Origin of the sequence: Paraburkholderia haematera (assembly GCF_905220975.1) — a bacterium.
GTDB classification, from domain to species: domain Bacteria; phylum Pseudomonadota; class Gammaproteobacteria; order Burkholderiales; family Burkholderiaceae; genus Paraburkholderia; species Paraburkholderia haematera.
Window position 1 is genome coordinate 559,335 of the sequence record NZ_CAJNBK010000002.1, and the last position, 12,352, is coordinate 571,686.

General features: G+C 60.5%; 11 protein-coding genes. 6 read left to right on the forward strand and 5 right to left on the reverse strand.

Annotation, left to right across the window (positions count from 1 at the left end; translation table 11 throughout):
* The first annotated feature begins 15 nt into the window (after positions 1 to 15).
* Both KHO23_RS06950 and KHO23_RS06955 read left to right on the forward strand, forming a co-directional pair.
* Entirely contained in the window at positions 16 to 453 is a 438-nt protein-coding gene (locus KHO23_RS06950) for a type II toxin-antitoxin system RatA family toxin (RefSeq protein WP_115780217.1), read from the forward strand.
* On the forward strand, positions 450 to 782 hold the full coding sequence (locus tag KHO23_RS06955) for an RnfH family protein (RefSeq protein ID WP_211610276.1): 333 nt from the start codon (positions 450 to 452) through the stop codon (positions 780 to 782). Before KHO23_RS06950 ends, KHO23_RS06955 begins: the two co-directional genes overlap by 4 nt.
* 81 nt (positions 783 to 863) lie before the next feature.
* On the opposite strand, the gene KHO23_RS06960 is transcribed toward KHO23_RS06955, so the two are convergent.
* Entirely contained in the window at positions 864 to 1,841 is a 978-nt protein-coding gene (locus KHO23_RS06960) for a DMT family transporter (protein WP_211610277.1), read from the reverse strand.
* Between the two features lie 360 nt (positions 1,842 to 2,201).
* Here KHO23_RS06960 and guaB point away from each other — a divergent pair, with 360 nt between their 5' ends.
* The 4 genes from guaB (at position 2,202) to KHO23_RS06980 (ending at position 8,514) form a co-directional block, all read left to right on the forward strand.
* Positions 2,202 to 3,662: an IMP dehydrogenase gene (guaB, locus tag KHO23_RS06965; protein WP_120291336.1), complete on the forward strand. Its 1,461-nt coding sequence runs from the start codon at positions 2,202 to 2,204 to the stop codon at positions 3,660 to 3,662.
* A 6-nt stretch (positions 3,663 to 3,668) separates the two neighbouring features.
* On the forward strand, positions 3,669 to 4,394 hold the full coding sequence (locus tag KHO23_RS06970; RefSeq protein WP_211610278.1) for a hypothetical protein: 726 nt from the start codon (positions 3,669 to 3,671) through the stop codon (positions 4,392 to 4,394).
* A gap of 227 nt (positions 4,395 to 4,621) precedes the next feature.
* Positions 4,622 to 6,205: a glutamine-hydrolyzing GMP synthase gene (gene guaA, locus KHO23_RS06975; RefSeq protein ID WP_211610279.1), complete on the forward strand. Its 1,584-nt coding sequence runs from the start codon at positions 4,622 to 4,624 to the stop codon at positions 6,203 to 6,205.
* Between the two features lie 104 nt (positions 6,206 to 6,309).
* A complete protein-coding gene (locus tag KHO23_RS06980) occupies positions 6,310 to 8,514 on the forward strand; it encodes an OsmC domain/YcaO domain-containing protein (RefSeq protein WP_211610280.1) in 2,205 nt (734 codons plus the stop codon).
* A 131-nt stretch (positions 8,515 to 8,645) separates the two neighbouring features.
* Here KHO23_RS06980 and benD read toward each other — a convergent pair whose 3' ends face one another.
* From benD to KHO23_RS07000, 4 genes are read right to left on the reverse strand one after another with little or no spacing between them, the layout of a single operon-like run.
* A complete protein-coding gene (gene benD, locus KHO23_RS06985) occupies positions 8,646 to 9,422 on the reverse strand; it encodes a benzoate diol dehydrogenase BenD (RefSeq protein ID WP_211610281.1) in 777 nt (258 codons plus the stop codon).
* Positions 9,419 to 10,441: a benzoate 1,2-dioxygenase electron transfer component BenC gene (gene benC, locus KHO23_RS06990; protein ID WP_211610282.1), complete on the reverse strand. Its 1,023-nt coding sequence runs from the start codon at positions 10,439 to 10,441 to the stop codon at positions 9,419 to 9,421. The genes benD and benC overlap by 4 nt, the downstream gene beginning before the upstream one ends.
* 40 nt (positions 10,442 to 10,481) lie before the next feature.
* Positions 10,482 to 10,970, reverse strand: coding sequence for a benzoate 1,2-dioxygenase small subunit (gene benB, locus KHO23_RS06995; protein ID WP_211610283.1), 489 nt, complete (start codon positions 10,968 to 10,970; stop codon positions 10,482 to 10,484).
* Positions 10,967 to 12,325, reverse strand: coding sequence for a Rieske 2Fe-2S domain-containing protein (locus KHO23_RS07000; protein WP_211610284.1), 1,359 nt, complete (start codon positions 12,323 to 12,325; stop codon positions 10,967 to 10,969). The genes benB and KHO23_RS07000 overlap by 4 nt, the downstream gene beginning before the upstream one ends.
* Between the last annotated feature and the right edge of the window lie 27 nt (positions 12,326 to 12,352).

A 12,352-nucleotide genomic window follows, 5' to 3' on the forward strand; every position in this document is an offset into this window, starting at 1 on the left:
CGCGCTGTTCAATTTATGGCAGATGTCCAGAAAACCGTGTTGATCCGCCATTCGGCGGAACAGATGTTCGACCTCGTCACCGACGTCGCCGATTACCCCAACTTCCTGCCTTGGTGCGGGGGTGTCGAAATCCGCCGCCAGGACGAAACCGGCATGGAGGCGAAGATCGATATCAACTTCAAGGGCATCAAGCAGCACTTCGCGACGCATAACACCATGGAGCGGCCCACGCGCATCGATATGGAATTCGCGGACGGCCCATTTCGCAAATTCACCGGTTTCTGGCGCTTCACACCCTTGCGCGCGGATGCCTGCAAGATCGAATTCGCGCTGCACTACGAATTCACCAACATCATTCTCGAGAAGATCATTGGGCCCGTGTTCAGTCACATTGCCAATACCTTCGTCGAATCGTTCGTGAAGCGCGCCGATCAGCGCTACGGTAAGGCATGAGCGCGCGCTTGTCGATTGAAGTCTGCTACGCGCTCGCCAACGAGCAGACGCTGATCGCCGTGGAATTGCAGGAAGGCGCCACGCTGCGGCAGGCGATCGAGGCGAGCGGCATCTTGCAGCGTTATCCGCAGATCGATCTGGGCACGCAGAAGGTCGGCGTGTTCGGCAAGCTCAAACCGCTCGATGCGGTGCTCGCCGACCACGACCGCGTCGAGATTTACCGGCCGCTGCTGGTGGATCCGAAACTGTCCCGGCAACGGCGCGTCGAGAAGACCCGCAAGGCGGGCTCGATTGAAGGGCGCCGCTGGCAGAACAAGGATTCACGCTAGGCTTGTCTTGCGGCGGTTGCTGCTGGCAGGCGGCGGGCCCTGGCGAATCGGGGGCGATCGCGCCACTGGCCGGCCGCCGGCTCAATGCGCCGAAGGCTGCGCCTTTTCCTCTATCGAGGTCGCGCCGGACGAATCGTCATCCGCATGCTGGCGCACCGACCAGCACACCCCCGCCACCAGCAGCAGGATCGCCGCCGTTTCCAGCGGACGCGGCAGGCGCTGGTCGTAGATGAACGCGTAGAGCAACGCGAATAGCGTCTCGAACACGATCATCTGGCCGGAGAGCGTGAGCGGCAGCCGTTTCGACGCGGCATTCCACAGCCCGTTGCCGAGCCACGACGCGCCGACTGCGAGGCCCAGATTCAGCATCCAGAAGGTGTGCCAGCGCGCGTCGCCAAGCGTCCCCTGCAGGCTGACAGACGGCAGGGCGCCGATCGCCAGCCACAACAAAGCGCCGAGCGCGCCTGTCACGACACCCCACAGGACCGACCATTCGTTACCGCTGAAATGCGTCTGGCGCTGCAGGTAGCGGGCGTTTTCGACCGCGAACCAGGTCCAGCAGGCGAGCGCGCCCACTGCGCAGGCGAGGCCGAGGAGCTTCGTTGCGATACTCACAGGCGTGCTGTCCGCTACCGTGAACACGTCAATATTGATGCAGGCGATACCGGCCACCACCAGCGAAAGCGGCCAAACGAGGCGGGTGAGCGGCACGGCGCCGTGATCGCGCCGGCCAAGCAGCGTCACCGTGACCGGCAGGACGCCCACGATCAGCGATGCCGGCGCGATGCCGATCATATGGACCGCTGCGGTCAGCAGCAGGTAGTAGAGCAGGTTGCCGGCCAGCGCCAGTTTGACCAGCGCGCCGAGATCTTCGCGGGTCAGTCGTTTGACGAGCGAACGCGCCATCGGCAGCGCAGCGGCCAGCGAGACGATGCCGTACATCGTGTAGCGGCCGGCGCTCAGCAGCAGCGGCGAGAAGTCAGGCAGCACGCGCGGCACCAGAAATACCATGCCCCAGAGGGCCCCGGCCATTACTCCATATGCCACACCGCGCTGCATTGACTGCCCCTGCAAGAAAAAAACTGGAATGGTCGGCAGAATAGCCGTTAGGCGCGCAGGGTGTCTTGTTTGATTCTGCATTCCAGCGGTTTTATGCCGCGTGTCGGGTACCAATTTGCGCCCGCCTGGCGGCTCGACGGTGTGGAAGCCGCCCGAATTGCCCGCGCACGAACCCGGCGGCGCCTCCATGCACCCGAACGCGCAAACGAAACCGGATCGAACCCGAGGCGAACGTGGAAGCGAAATCGAGGGGGGTAAAGTCGTGAAAAAAATCCCCGGAAATTCGCTAAGCTGCTGTTAGTGCAGTGAAAACCGGGGAGGTATCGCGTATAATTCGCTTTTGCGCCTATAGGATTTGCCATGCGTCTGATCCAAACAGCACTCACGTTCGATGACGTGCTCCTCGTCCCGGCCTTTTCTGATGTTCTGCCGCGCGACACCAGCCTCAAGACCCGGCTGACCCGCAACATCTCCCTGAATATGCCGCTCGTGTCCGCCGCCATGGACACCGTCACCGAAGCCCGCCTTGCTATCGCGATGGCGCAAATGGGTGGCGTGGGCATCATCCACAAGAACCTCACGCCGGCCGAACAGGCGCGTGAAGTTGCCAAGGTCAAGCGCTTCGAATCGGGCGTCGTGCGCGATCCGATCACCGTGCCGCCGCAAATGAAGGTGCGCGACGTCATCGCGCTGTCGCGCCAGCATGGCATTTCAGGCTTCCCGGTTGTCGAAGGCGCGCAACTGGTCGGTATCGTCACGAACCGCGACCTGCGTTTCGAAGAGCGTCTGGACGAGCCGGTGCGCAATATCATGACGCCGCGCGAGCGCCTCGTCACCGTCAAGGAAGGCACGCCGCTCGCTGAAGCCAAGGCGCTGATGCACAGCCACCGCCTCGAGCGCGTGCTGGTCATCAACGACGCATTCGAACTGCGCGGCCTGATGACCGTCAAGGACATCACCAAGCAAACCGAACACCCGGACGCGTGTAAAGACGAACACGGCAAGCTGCGCGCAGGCGCTGCGGTCGGCGTGGGCGAAGACAACGAAGAGCGTGTTGAGCTGCTGGTGCAGGCGGGTGTTGACGTGATCGTCGTCGACACGGCGCACGGCCACAGCAAGGGCGTGCTCGAGCGCGTCAAGTGGGTCAAACAGAAATTCCCGCATGTCGAAGTGATCGGCGGCAATATCGCTACCGCTGCGGCGGCCAAGGCGCTCGTCGAATACGGTGCAGACGGCGTGAAGGTCGGTATCGGCCCGGGCTCGATCTGTACCACGCGTATCGTCGCGGGCGTTGGCGTGCCGCAAGTCACGGCAATCGCCAACGTGTCGGAAGCGCTGAAGGGCACGGGCGTGCCGGTCATCGCCGACGGTGGCGTGCGCTTCTCCGGTGACGTCAGCAAGGCGCTGGCCGCCGGTGCGAATTCCGTGATGATGGGCAGCATGTTCGCCGGCACCGAAGAAGCGCCGGGCGACGTGTTCCTGTTCCAAGGGCGTCAGTACAAATCGTACCGTGGCATGGGTTCGGTCGGCGCGATGAAGGACGGCGCGGCAGACCGCTACTTCCAGGACAACTCCGCGAACATCGACAAGCTGGTGCCGGAAGGGATCGAAGGCCGCGTCGCCTATAAGGGCTCGGTCAATGCGATCCTGTTCCAGCTGATCGGCGGCGTGCGCGCCAGCATGGGCTACTGCGGTTGCCGCACGATCGCGGAGATGAACGACAAGGCCGAGTTCGTGCAGATCACGGGCGCGGGCTTGCGCGAGTCGCATGTGCATGACGTGCAGATCACCAAGGAAGCGCCCAACTACCACGTGGACTAAACGCCAATGAAGCCATTGCTGCGCGCTGTACTCATCCTCGATGCATTGTTGCTGCTTGCGTTCGGCCTGCTGTTTCTGCTGACGCCCTGGACGTCGCTGTACAACGCGCTGCTGTTGGTGCAGACCCAGCCGGCTCTGGTCGGCCAGGGGTTTGGCGTGGCGCTGATCGGACTCGCGTGGCTCGCTTTGCACGCTTCGATCGACGGTTCGCTCACGTCGACGGTCGCCAAGGTCGTCGGTCATGTGAACTGGCTGACCGGCGTGCTGATGCTGGTCTGGCTGCTCGGGCTGCATACGCCGGCGCTGACCGGTTTCGGGCAGATCATCGCGGTGCTGACCGGTGTGGTGCTGCTGGTGGTCGGCCTGGGCGGTGTGCGTCTGTCGGGCGCGGTGCGGCGGCGCGAAAAGGTGCGGCTGGTTGAGGCCGCTGCCGCCGAGCGCGCCGACAAGCAGGCCGCGAAAGATGCCGCCAAAGAGGCTGCTAACAAGCGCGACGCCGGCCGCGTGACAGCGGGCTTCCCTGCCTATCGTGCCGAGCCTGTAGTGGGCCGCCCTGTAGTTGACCCTGTAGCCGAGCCCGTCATGCCGCTCACACGGCCCGTGAGTTCTGTTTCGGCCGTTGAGGAACCGGGGCTGACGGCGTCTGAGCGTGAGGCTGCCGCCGCGCGCGACGATGCCCGTAACGCCGCCGCCGATGCGCCTGGCGCGCCGCGGCCGCCGCTTCATGGTTGATTCATGGTTGATTCATGGTTGACGCCTCGAGCGCCAGAACGCCCGCCGAAGCTACCGGATTTTCCGTTCGTGCGCGCCGCCGGTGAATGCCTACGGCGCCCGCAGGTTCAGCGCGCTTCATCGTTACGCTTCATGCACGGTCGTCCCCACGTGGACCGCTTTGAATTCAACGCCGCGCTTCGTGCGCGGCATCCCGTATCCGTTCACTTTTGACTCCGTCCGCTGCCATGCATGACAAGATCCTGATCCTCGACTTCGGTTCGCAAGTCACCCAACTGATTGCACGTCGCGTTCGCGAAGCCAACGTGTATTCGGAAATTCATCCCCACGACGTCGACGCGTCGTTCATTCGCGACTTCGCGCCGAAGGGCGTGATCCTCTCCGGCGGCCCGAGTTCGGTGACCGAAACGGATGCACCGCGTGTGCCGCAAGCAGTGTTCGAACTCGGCGTGCCCGTGCTGGGCATTTGCTACGGCATGCAGGCCATGGCCGAGCAGCTCGGCGGCAAGGTCGATATCGGCCACCTGCGTGAGTTCGGTTATGCCGAAGTGCGCGCGCGCAACCATACGAGCCTGCTCGAAGGCATCAGCGACTTCACCACGCCGGAAGGTCACGGCATGCTGAAGGTGTGGATGAGCCACGGCGACAAGGTGCTGGAAATGCCTGAGGGCTTCCAGTTGATGGCCTCGACGGAATCGTGCCCGATCGCGGCGATGGCCGACGAGCAGCGCCATTTCTACGGCCTGCAATGGCACCCGGAAGTGACGCACACCGTGCAGGGCCGCGCGATGCTCGAACGTTTCGTGCTGCAGATTTGCGGCGCGAATCCCGACTGGGAAATGGGCCATTACATCGACGAAGCGGTCGCGAAGATTCGCGAGCAGGTCGGCAGCGAGCAAGTGATTCTGGGCTTGTCGGGCGGCGTGGACTCGTCGGTGGCGGCGGCGCTGTTGCATCGCGCGATCGGCGATCAACTGACCTGCGTGTTCGTCGATCACGGCCTCTTGCGTTTGAACGAAGCCGAGCAGGTGATGGCAACGTTCGCCGATCACCTTGGCGTGAAGGTGATCCACGTCGACGCGAGCGAAGTGTTCCTGTCGAAGCTGGCCGGCGTGACCGATCCGGAAGCGAAGCGCAAGATCATCGGCGCGGAATTCGTCGAAGTGTTCCAGACCGAAGCCAACAAGCTGACTGATGCGAAGTGGCTGGCGCAAGGCACGATCTATCCGGACGTGATCGAATCGGCCGGCAAGGGCAAGAAGGCGACGCAGACTATCAAGAGCCACCACAACGTGGGCGGCCTGCCTGAGACGCTGAATCTGAAGCTGCTCGAGCCGCTGCGCGAACTGTTCAAGGACGAAGTGCGCGAACTCGGCGTGAAGCTCGGTTTGCCGCCGGCAATGGTGTATCGCCACCCATTCCCGGGCCCGGGTCTGGGCGTGCGGATTCTCGGCGAAGTGAAGCGTGATTTTGCCGACCTGCTGCGTCGCGCGGATGCGATTTTCATCGAAACGCTGCACACCTTCATCGACAAGGAAACCGGCAAGTCGTGGTACGACCTGACGAGCCAGGCGTTCGCGGTATTCCTGCCGGTGAAGAGCGTTGGCGTGATGGGCGACGGCCGGACTTACGAGTACGTGGTTGCGCTGCGTGCCGTGCAGACGCTGGACTTCATGACCGCGCATTGGGCGCATCTGCCGCACGAGTTGCTGGGGCATGTGTCGAACCGCATCATCAATGAAGTGCGTGGGATTAACCGGGTTGTTTATGACATCTCGGGTAAGCCGCCGGCAACGATCGAGTGGGAATAGAATTCCCGCCAGGAAACATCATTCGCTAGTTGATTGACTAAAAAAGCCCTGTTCTTTTACAGGGCTTTATATTTTGTTCTGAGCACCATTTTTGGAATTTCCCCATGGAAATTAAAGTCAACTTTCTCGACAAGCTACGTCTTGAAGCCAAGTTCGATGACTTCACGGTAGTGAGCGACCAGCCTATCCGTTACAAGGGCGATGGCTCGGCGCCGGGTCCCTTCGATTATTTTCTGGCCTCGTCGGCCTTGTGTGCGGCTTACTTTGTGAAGTTGTACTGCGTAACTCGCAATATTCCTACCGAAAATATCCGCCTGTCGCAGAATAATATTGTTGATCCGGAAAACCGGTACCAACAGATTTTCAAGATTCAGGTTGAGTTGCCGGCGGACATCTCCGACAAAGACCGCCAGGGTATTTTGCGTTCCATCGACCGTTGTACGGTCAAAAAAGTGGTGCAAGCCGGGCCCGAGTTTGTGATTGAAGAGGTGGAGAATCTGGACGCCGATGCCCAGGCGTTGCTGACTCTAAATCCCGATTCCGATGCCCGCACCTATATCCTGGGCAAGGACCTGCCGCTAGAGCAAACCATCGCCAATATGTCGGGCATTCTGGCGGCCCTGGGCATCAAGATTGAAATCGCTTCGTGGCGCAATCTTGTTCCCAATGTGTGGTCGCTGCATATCCGCGATGCGCACTCCCCGATGTGTTTTACCAATGGCAAGGGAGCGACCAAAGAAAGCGCGTTGGCGTCGGCGTTGGGAGAGTATATCGAGCGACTGAATTGCAACCATTTCTACGCCGGCACGTTTTGGGGCGAAGACATCGCGAACGCGGCGTTTGTCCATTACCCGAACGAGCGCTGGTTCAAACCTGGGCCTAAAGATGCACTGCCGGCTGGGATTCTGGATGAGTACTGCCTGGAAATTTACAACCCCGACGGCGAGTTGCATGGCTCGCATCTGATCGACACCAACTCCGGCAACGTGCAGCGCGGTATCTGTTCGCTGCCGTATGTGCGCCGGTCGGATGGCGAGGTGGTGTATTTCCCATCCAACCTGATCGAGAACCTGTACGTCAGCAATGGCATGAGTGCCGGTAATACGCTGACCGAAGCCCAGGTGCAATGCTTGTCGGAAATCTTTGAGCGCGCGGTGAAGCGCGAAATTCTGGAAGGTGAAATCGCCTTGCCTGATGTGCCGCACGAAGTGCTGGCGAAGTACCCTGGCATTCTGGCCGGGATTCAGGGATTGGAAGAGCAGGGCTTTCCCGTGCTGGTGAAGGATGCGTCGCTGGGTGGGACCTACCCGGTGATGTGCGTCACCTTGATGAACCCGCGCACAGGCGGTGTCTTTGCCTCGTTCGGCGCGCACCCAAGCTTCGAGGTGGCGCTGGAACGGAGTCTGACGGAATTGCTGCAGGGGCGTAGTTTTGAAGGCCTGAACGATTTACCTCAGCCCACCTTTGTCAGTAACGCCGTGACTGAACCAAACAACTTTGTTGAGCACTTCATTGATTCCAGCGGCGTGGTGTCGTGGCGCTTTTTCAGCGCCAAAGCGGATCACGAGTTTGTGGAGTGGGATTTTTCCGGCCAGGGTGAAAACTCCAATGCCGAGGAAGCCGCAACCTTGTTCGGTATTCTCGAAGACATGGGCAAAGAGGTGTACACGGCGGTGTATGACCAGTTGGGCGCCGTAGCCTGCCGGATTCTGGTGCCTGGTTATTCGGAAGTTTACCCGGTTGAGGATTTGATCTGGGATAACACAAACAAGGCGCTGTTGTTCCGCGCCGATATTTTGAACTTGCATCGCCTGGACGATGCCGCCTTGGCAGCACTGCTTGAGCGGTTGGAGAACAATGAGCTGGACGAGCACGCCGATATTGCCACGTTGATCGGCATCGAATTTGACGAGAATACGGACTGGGGGCAGCTAACCGTTCTCGAGTTGAAACTGCTGATTCATCTCGCCTTGAAGCAATTTGAGGAAGCGCAAGAGCTGGTGGGCGCTTTCCTGCAGTACAACGACAACACGGTCGAGCGCGGATTGTTTTACCAGGCCTTGAATGTGGTGCTGGAGGTGATGCTCGATGACGACCTGGAACTGGACGACTACGTGGTCAACTTCCGCCGGATGTTTGGTAACGCCCGGATGGACGCGGTACTGGGGTCAGTGGACGGCAGTGTGCGCTTCTTTGGGCTAACGCCAACGAGTATGAAACTGGAGGGTCTCGATAGGCACCACCGCCTGATCGACAGCTACCAAAAATTGCACAAGGCGAGGGCTAAAGCAGCGGCTACAGCCAGTTAGGGTGACGACTCATGGCTGGATGCGATGGTGCCGTTCATCCCTTGGCACCAACGCATGTTCGATACCAGAGCGACCCTCTGTGCCGGCGTGCATCCGTGTTGATGCCGCTTGCTGGGATGTTCATTCATGGGTCAGCCGGTGTCACCGCCGGCTACCGGCAACACCGTGCCCGTGATATAGCTTGCCTCGTCTGAAGCGAGGAACAGAATCGGCGCGGCCTGTTCGTCGATGCTTCCATAACGCTTGAAAAAGGCCGATTCGGTGACCTGCTTCACCGCATCGCCCATCCAGACCTTCTCCTGCTCGCTGTCGCCGGCCGTATTGCGAGGGACGCGTCGCGGCGGTGCGTCGGTCCCGCCCGGCGCGGTGGCGACCACACGGATGTTGTGCTCCGCGTACTCCATCGCCAGTGACTGCGTCATCGCGTTGACACCACCCTTGGCCGCCGAATACGGTACGCGGCGGATACCGCGCGTGGCATTCGAGGAGACGTTGACGATAGTGCCGGCGCCGCGCTTTAGCAGGTAAGGCAGGACGGCATGGCACGCATACAACGTCGGCATCAGGGAGCGTCGAATTTCCGCGTCAATCTGCTCGGGTTCGAACTCAGCGAATGGTCGCATGCGAATCGCGCCACCGACGCCATTGATGAGTATGTCGATGCCGCCAAACTTGCGCACGGCAAAAGCCATCGCCGATGCCGCGCCTTCGTACGTCTCGAGGTCGGCGACGAAGCCTGCCGTCTGTGCGCCACGTGCTTCGGCAGCAACTTCGCAGACGAACTCGGCGCGGTCGACGAACAGCACCTTGCCGCCTTCGGTGGCCGCACGAAGCGCTACGGCGCGACCAATGCCCTGTGCCGCGCCGGTGACGACCATGACCTTGCCAGCAAATCGTTGCGTGCTCATGCGGTCCTCGGTGCTGCGTTAGGCGTGAACTTCTCGTAGTGGAAGCTGTTGGGCTTCACGCCGTTATCGTCGAAATACTTGCGCACTGCATCGACCATCGGTGGTGGCCCGCACAGGTAAACGTCGACATCACCCTCGTTCAAGGCCTCGGCAGGCATGTGCTGCGTCACCCAACCCTTGGCGGGATGGGTCGAATCCGTGTCGGCCACGACGGTGGTGTAGGTGAAATTCGGCAACTTCGCCAGGTACGCTTCGATTGCCTCGACCTGCACCAGGTCGAGGTCCCGGGTCACGCCATAAATCAGGTGGACCTTCTGCTGCGAATCAGCACGCGCCAGCACTTCCAGCATCGACAGGAACGGAGCCAGGCCCGTGCCGCCTGCGAGGAACAGCAATGGCCGCTGCACGGCGCGCAGATAGAAACTACCGAGCGGGCCAGTCAGCTCCAACTTGTTGCCTGGCTGTGCGGAGTCGAGCCAGGTACTCATCACGCCACCAGGAATCCGCTTGATCAGAAAACTGACTTTCGATTGCCCCGGTGCCGATGAGAAGGAATACGAACGATGCTGGCCGCTGCCCGGAACGTCAATGTTGACGTACTGACCCGGCAGGAAGGCCGGCGCGGTCGCATCCACGTCCAGTTCGAGCACGATGGCCGCATCGTTGTGCGGCTCCACCTTCGATACCGTCGCGGCGAACCTGCTCTGTTCAGTCTTGCACGCAGTGGAAGAGGCGGGCACTGCAATCACGCAATCGCTTTGCGGCACCATCTGGCAGGTGAGTACAAGGCCACTGTCTTTCTCGTCGTCGCTCAGCGCGTCTTCGATGTAGTCGTCGCCAAGGTCATAGCTGCCGCTTTCGGCGCGGCATTTGCAGGTACCGCACACGCCATCGGAGCAATCCATTGGCAGGTTAATTTTCGCGCGAAAGGCGGCATCAAGCACCTTCTCGCCCGGCTTGCATGCGACGAAGCGGGTCACGCCGTCCTCGAAGTTCAGTGCAATGTTGTACATGGACATGTTGTCTCCTCTACTTCCAGTTTCCTCACGCCGCCCGACATCAAACGTGGTAAATGTCGAGCACCTGGCGGATGTAGTCGTTCTTCAGCACAATTCTCTTGCTGGCGATCAACAAGGCGTCGTCGACCTTTCGCAAAGTAACGAACATCGTGCCGAAGAAATGGTCGTTGATTCTGTAGCGGTGGCTGAGCGTGTCGAAGTTGTAGCGCACGTCCACTTCGTTGCCGCGGTCGGCCAGCACTTCCACATTGGTGACGTTGTGGCTGGTCCGCGGTTCTGGCATCGAAGCACTGCTGCGTTCGGTCTTGATGCGGAACACCCGGTCTTCCAGGCCGCCACGGTCCGGGTAGTACATCAGCGAAATCTGACTCTCGTGGTCATCGGTGAGCTGGTCGTCGTCATCCCACGCCGGCATCCAGTAGGTGACGTCCTCGGCATAGCAGGCTAGCCAATCGTCCCACTGGCGGTCATCGAGCAGGCGCGCTTCGCGGTATAGCACCGCGCAGATTGTCTGGTAGTCGAAGCTCATGCCATGGTCTCCTCTTGTTCTTTTTTCAGTCCGTCGCGCATCACCTGAACCCAGTATTCGTGCTGGCATACAAACAGGCCTTCGTCTTCGCTGCGCTCGCCTGAGATAACCGGCTTGATACCCATCGTCTTCGCGTTCTCGTCCGGACCATCGACCCACAACGGCGCCCCGCGCGAAAGGTCGTTCCACAACGCGGTGGTGCCGGCATAGCCCGCCTGGCAAGCGCGGAACTCTTCAAGGTCATCTGCGGTGCCCATGCCCGTGACGTTAAAGAAATCCTCGTATTGGCGAATGCGGGTAGCCCGGTCGGCTGCGCTCTCACCCTTCGGGGCAAAGCAGAAGATGGTGACTTCGGTCTTGTCTACGGCGAGCGGGCGTACCACGCGAATCTGGGTGCTGAACTGGTCCATCAGGAACACGTTCGGATACAGGCACAGGTTTCGAGTCTGGTTGACGATAAATTCCGCCTTGACTTCGCCGACGCGTGCCTTGATTTCTTCGCGGTACTGATAGACCGGTCGCACGTCCGGGTTCATCGTCTGGGTCCACAACAGAATGTGGCCGTGGTCGAACCCGTACACGCCGGCTACCGACTTGCTCCAGCTGTTCGCGTCCACCGCCTTCGTGCCATCGACCTTGCGGCGGTCCATCGTCGCGGCGTAGTTCCAGTGCACGGTGCTGACGTGGTAGCCATCGCAGCCGTTCTCCATCTGCATCTTCCAGTTGCCGTCGTAGATGTACGAGGAGTTGCCCCGCAATACTTCCAGCCCGTTCGCGGCCTGGTCGACGATCTGGTCGATGATGACTTTGGTCTCGCCGAGGTAGTCCTCCAGCGGCATTGCGTCCGCGTTGAGACTGCCGAACAGGAAGCCGCGATAGCTCTGGAAGCGTGCGACTTTTTTCAGGTCGTGCGAGCCGTTGGTGTTGAACTGCACCGGGTATTCGGTGGTCTTCACGTCCTTCACTTTCAGTAGCTTGCCGGTGTTAGCGAAACTCCAGCCGTGGAACGGACAGGTGAAAGTGCCTTTGTTGCCGTGCTTTTTCCGGCAAAGCATCGCGCCTTTGTGCGCGCAGGCGTTAATGACCGCGTGCAGTTCGCCGTTTTTGTCGCGCGTGATCACGATGGGTTGACGGCCGATCCAGGTGGTGTAGTAGTCGTTGTTGTCGGGAATCTGGCTTTCGTGAGCCAGGTACACCCAGTTGCTCTCGAAGATGTGTTTCATCTCGAGCTCAAACAAATCGGCGTTGGTGAAAATATCGCGGCGGCAACGGAATACACCGTTCTGCTTGTCGTCCTGAACGGCGGTATGCAGCAGTTCATCCAGTTGCGAGGCTTTGTCGATAATTGCAGACATGAGTGCTCTCCCTACGCGTGCGCCAGG

Excerpts from the sequence above, each read along its gene's own strand:
- KHO23_RS06950 (WP_115780217.1), top strand. The coding sequence starts at position 16 with ATGGCAGATGTCCAGAAAACCGTGTTGATCCGCCATTCGGCGGAACAG.
- KHO23_RS06955 (WP_211610276.1), top strand. The coding sequence starts at position 450 with ATGAGCGCGCGCTTGTCGATTGAAGTCTGCTACGCGCTCGCCAACGAG.
- KHO23_RS06960 (WP_211610277.1), bottom strand. The coding sequence starts at position 1,841 with ATGCAGCGCGGTGTGGCATATGGAGTAATGGCCGGGGCCCTCTGGGGC.
- guaB (WP_120291336.1), top strand. The coding sequence starts at position 2,202 with ATGCGTCTGATCCAAACAGCACTCACGTTCGATGACGTGCTCCTCGTC.
- KHO23_RS06970 (WP_211610278.1), top strand. The coding sequence starts at position 3,669 with ATGAAGCCATTGCTGCGCGCTGTACTCATCCTCGATGCATTGTTGCTG.
- guaA (WP_211610279.1), top strand. The coding sequence starts at position 4,622 with ATGCATGACAAGATCCTGATCCTCGACTTCGGTTCGCAAGTCACCCAA.
- KHO23_RS06980 (WP_211610280.1), top strand. The coding sequence starts at position 6,310 with ATGGAAATTAAAGTCAACTTTCTCGACAAGCTACGTCTTGAAGCCAAG.
- benD (WP_211610281.1), bottom strand. The coding sequence starts at position 9,422 with ATGAGCACGCAACGATTTGCTGGCAAGGTCATGGTCGTCACCGGCGCG.
- benC (WP_211610282.1), bottom strand. The coding sequence starts at position 10,441 with ATGTCCATGTACAACATTGCACTGAACTTCGAGGACGGCGTGACCCGC.
- benB (WP_211610283.1), bottom strand. The coding sequence starts at position 10,970 with ATGAGCTTCGACTACCAGACAATCTGCGCGGTGCTATACCGCGAAGCG.
- KHO23_RS07000 (WP_211610284.1), bottom strand. The coding sequence starts at position 12,325 with ATGTCTGCAATTATCGACAAAGCCTCGCAACTGGATGAACTGCTGCAT.